The sequence below is a fragment of the Chamaesiphon sp. genome (assembly GCF_041737865.1).
Taxonomy (GTDB): Bacteria; Cyanobacteriota; Cyanobacteriia; order Cyanobacteriales; family Chamaesiphonaceae; genus Chamaesiphon.
This window is the reverse complement of record NZ_JBGSQZ010000157.1, coordinates 1-3,626: the sequence shown is the minus strand read 5'-3', so window position 1 is coordinate 3,626 and position 3,626 is coordinate 1. Positions and strand designations below refer to the sequence as shown.

Annotated in this window: 6 protein-coding genes; 1 reads left to right on the top strand and 5 read right to left on the bottom strand. The window is 45.3% G+C overall.

Features of this window, described 5'->3' with window-relative positions; genetic code table 11:
* From ACEW9J_RS11955 to ACEW9J_RS11935, 5 genes are all read right to left on the bottom strand, one after another.
* Window positions 1-454 (bottom strand): PRC-barrel domain-containing protein (locus tag ACEW9J_RS11955; protein WP_373545347.1); only part of this gene is annotated, 454 nt, incomplete at its 3' end.
* A complete protein-coding gene (locus ACEW9J_RS11950) occupies window positions 435-638 on the bottom strand; it encodes a hypothetical protein (RefSeq protein WP_373545346.1) in 204 nt (67 codons plus the stop codon). The genes ACEW9J_RS11955 and ACEW9J_RS11950, both read right to left, overlap by 20 nt.
* Before the next feature lie 22 nt (window positions 639-660).
* Window positions 661-957, bottom strand: coding sequence for a DUF6335 family protein (locus ACEW9J_RS11945; protein ID WP_373545345.1), 297 nt, complete (start codon window positions 955-957; stop codon window positions 661-663).
* 111 nt (window positions 958-1,068) lie between these two features.
* Entirely contained in the window at window positions 1,069-2,079 is a 1,011-nt protein-coding gene (locus ACEW9J_RS11940) for a leucine-rich repeat domain-containing protein (RefSeq protein ID WP_373545344.1), read from the bottom strand.
* A gap of 131 nt (window positions 2,080-2,210) precedes the next feature.
* The gene (locus ACEW9J_RS11935) at window positions 2,211-3,323 is read right to left on the bottom strand and encodes a sensor histidine kinase (protein WP_373545343.1); all 1,113 of its coding nucleotides are present in this window, start codon (window positions 3,321-3,323) and stop codon (window positions 2,211-2,213) included.
* Between the two features lie 9 nt (window positions 3,324-3,332).
* Here ACEW9J_RS11935 and ACEW9J_RS11930 point away from each other — a divergent pair, with 9 nt between their 5' ends.
* Window positions 3,333-3,458 (top strand): hypothetical protein, encoded by a 126-nt coding sequence (locus ACEW9J_RS11930; protein ID WP_373545342.1) that lies wholly within the window; start codon window positions 3,333-3,335, stop codon window positions 3,456-3,458.
* Window positions 3,459-3,626: the final 168 nt, after the last annotated feature.

Below are 3,626 nucleotides of genomic sequence, written 5' to 3'. Positions count from 1 at the left end.
TTAAGGGATCGGGGATGGGCACAAAGGCGTGTTTTTCTTGAGCATCACCAGCCTGTTCTCTAGCTGTTTCATAGCTATCGATCTTACCTGTCTTTTCGTCAAAAATAATATCGACGATCGTGCCCAAATCCATTCCTTCTAATGTCGTCAGCCGCGTCCCGCTGAGAACGAGATCGCGATCCAAAATTCGCTGGATTTGGGGAATCTCGCTGGCGTTAACGATCGCATCCCTGGTGTCCACCATCAAAGTATTTGGTAACATCCCAGCAATCCGATCGAATGCAATTACCGCAGCTTCATGAAACCAAGTTTTCTCCTCGACGACGATACCAACTAGTTGATGGTTACTGCGATCGATTACCAAATCGTTGACATCAGCAATTACCTCACCCGTATCGTTGGCGACAACGGGTTTACCGATGAGATCGCTACCTTTATACGTGATATTTTCCACCTCGCATCACTGGCTGGCTATGTACCGATCGATCCTGAATCGGACGATTGGTTTTACCAAAGTTGGGAATAATCGATATTATTCCTACATATTCGCAGACTGCGGCGATCCCCAGACCAATTCCTAGTAATATGAGAGCGATCGCGGCAGTAGGATTTGATTTTTTACCGATAAATCTTGGCATGTTCCGAATCCATTTAATTGCTCTATATCGATCCAAAAACTTCTGTTTCTGGATCGACTTCCGTAGTCTTAACCGACCAATCCTGTGCCGATGCCGGATCTAACTCCCACCGATCTTCGTCGCGATCTTCGATCGTGTCCTTCACATTTAGTGGTGTGCCATCAGGTAATTGAATCCCTACGGCGATCGCCATGTCTTCAGGATCGTTTTGACCAGGGACTGATGCACTACCCCCAACAGCTTCTTCGCCACTTACAGATGCTCTATAACCATCAGCTTCGAGATCTCCACCTGCGATTAAATTTAGTTCGTTATTCATATGCTTTTCTCCATTTTAAAGTTGTACAGAGAGTTACCCCCCACGTAAAAGGTGGGTGCTGTTAGGATGAGGTCGAAATCTCTATCCTAACAACATAATTATCGATTCACCTTATTTTTGATTGGGCAAGCTATTGACATTTGGGCTTTGTCGATCGGTATTTAAGATCGTCCAATTCAATTTAGTCAAACTCGCTAACGGCTTAACATCAGTAACTTGATTGTTGCTAATATTCAACCAATTCAATTCATTTAAATTTGCTAACGGCTTGACATCAACAATCTGATTTTTACTCAGATTGAGCCAATTCAAATTATTTAATTCTGCTAATGGCGTGACGCTACTAATTCTGTTGCCTTCGAGCGACAGTCCAGTTAATTCAGTCGCGTATTTTAATGGGTCGATACTGCCAATCTGATTTTCATTGAGGTAGAGATTTTGTAAATTGGTCAAGCTGCCTAATGGTGCAACATCAGCAACCTTATTCCGATTGAGATTGAGCGAATTTAAGTTACTTAAATTTGCTAATGGTCTGATATTACCAACCTGATTATTACTGAGACGGAGCCAATTTAAGTTACTCAATCCGGCTAATGGCTGGATATCATTAATTTGGTTGGTATCCAATGACAGCCCATTTAATTTAATCAAGCTGGCTAGCGGGGTGACATTGCCGATCTGATTATTGTTGAGGTAAAGCGAAGTCAAGTTCCGCAAACTTGATAATGGTTGAAGATTGCTAATTTGATTATCAGTCAGGTTGAGCCAATTCAAGTTAGTCAGACTGGCTAATGGTCGCAGATCGCTAATTTGATTGGTGCGGAGCGAGAGCGAACGTAAGTTCCGCAAACTTGACAATGGTTGGAGATCGCTAATTTGATTTTTAGCGAGATTAAGCTGTTTGAGACTAGTCAGTTGGCGATCGGCTAAATTACAATTTTGGGTATTAGCTTTGACTAGCAAGATTTCGATCGTGCGTTGAGTGGCAACTGGTAAAGTTTTGCGTTGCTGACACCATTGAGTAAAGCTTTTGCTAGCAGTCTGTTGACGAGTAACTGCTGCTGCTGGCAATGCTTGTAGTGCCAAGATAGATACACTAATTAGGGCAAGAAGTTTCTTCATATTTTTAGGATTGAGTATCGAAATAACTAAATGGTTGCAACCGTTGAAATCAGTTCTTTCGGTTGATACATCCATTTAATCATATCGCCCTGCATTCCAAATCGGCTTAACGGTTAGATCCAAAGTTAGCTCTATCCATCCTCAGACCTCAGCCGATCGGCTGATGACAGTGGTAATAAAACAGTGAAAGTACTACCCTGCCCCAGTTGCGAACTCACCGAAATTTTGCCATCATGAGCTTCGATGATTTGGCGGGTTAGATTCAGCCCCAAACCGTTACCAGAATAGCGATGACTGCCCTGATAAGCCCGCTCGAACACGATTGGGAGGTCTTGAGGATCGATCCCACAGCCAGTATCTTGCACCGTCATTTCTAGTACGCGAGGAAGTTTATTGAACTCTACAGTTATCGAGCCACTGGCGGTGAATTTAATTGCATTGCCAACCAAATTTACTAGCACACGACGTAACTCAATCCGCGACCCCTCGATATAGTAATCTGCCGGATTAATCGTACTGCGATCGATCGGTTGCACCGCCAAGAAGATCCCTTTTTCGGCAGCAAGGGGATCTAATTCGGCAATGACTGAATCGGCTAGTTTCAGTAGATTAAATTGAGTAGTTGTCAAAAATTTTTGCCCAGATTCATAGCGATAGATATCCAGCAGAGTTTTGGTCATTTCCAGCAAATCTTGATTGCTATGCTGCATCGAATTGAGAACTTGAATCGCTGAATCGGGCAAGTCTCCATACTTACCGCGCTGGAGTAGCCCCAGCACCCGATCGGCAGCGACTAGGGGAGTTTTGAGATCGTGGGTGAGGCGATAGACAAATTCTTCCCGCATCGATACCATCGCTTCGCGATCGTCGATACTGCGCTTGAGCCGGAGCAAGGCTCGGACTCTTGCTAGTAGCTCAGTTGGCGCGATCGATCGGTAGATAAAATCATCGGCTCCAGCATCCATCACCGCCACCATCGCCGCCGGACAGCGATCGATCATCAGTGCGATCGGTATAAACGGCAAATCTTTACGCTGTCGCAGTTGGCGAGTGAGTTGATAGGCTTGGGCCTCGGACTCGTGCAAATTTAACACCACTAGTTGTGGCAGCAATGCTTGAAGTTCGGCTAGGGCATTGGCGATCGGGATCTGCCGAACTTGGTATCCAGCTAATTCCAGCGCAGATTGCAAGAGATTGGTATTATCATCAGCATCATCGACGAGCGCAATGCAGTCTTTTGGCATAGTTGGCGGGTGAGCTTGATTTTTCATGATGCGCTGGCTCTAGTGAAGGGTACTCTCCAGCATGGCATAATGGGTTGGTGGGGTGTCATCAGTCCATTGGATACTTATGACGATCGCCCAGATCGATCGACCTAATCCATTTAGCTAGATATTCATGTCGCATCAGCCCCTGATTCGAGTCGTTATCATCGAAGACCATGCCCTCACCAGGCTAGGTTTACGTGGGCTATTAGAAGAGCATCCCCAAATTGAAGTCGTGGGCGAAGCCGCCGATGGTGTCGAAGGGCTAAGGTTACTCTTGGC

Bases quoted from the DNA above. Each gene is read 5' to 3' on its own strand.
- ACEW9J_RS11950 (WP_373545346.1), bottom strand. From the start codon at position 638: ATGCCAAGATTTATCGGTAAAAAATCAAATCCTACTGCCGCGATCGCT.
- ACEW9J_RS11945 (WP_373545345.1), bottom strand. From the start codon at position 957: ATGAATAACGAACTAAATTTAATCGCAGGTGGAGATCTCGAAGCTGAT.
- ACEW9J_RS11940 (WP_373545344.1), bottom strand. From the start codon at position 2,079: ATGAAGAAACTTCTTGCCCTAATTAGTGTATCTATCTTGGCACTACAA.
- ACEW9J_RS11935 (WP_373545343.1), bottom strand. From the start codon at position 3,323: ATGCCAAAAGACTGCATTGCGCTCGTCGATGATGCTGATGATAATACC.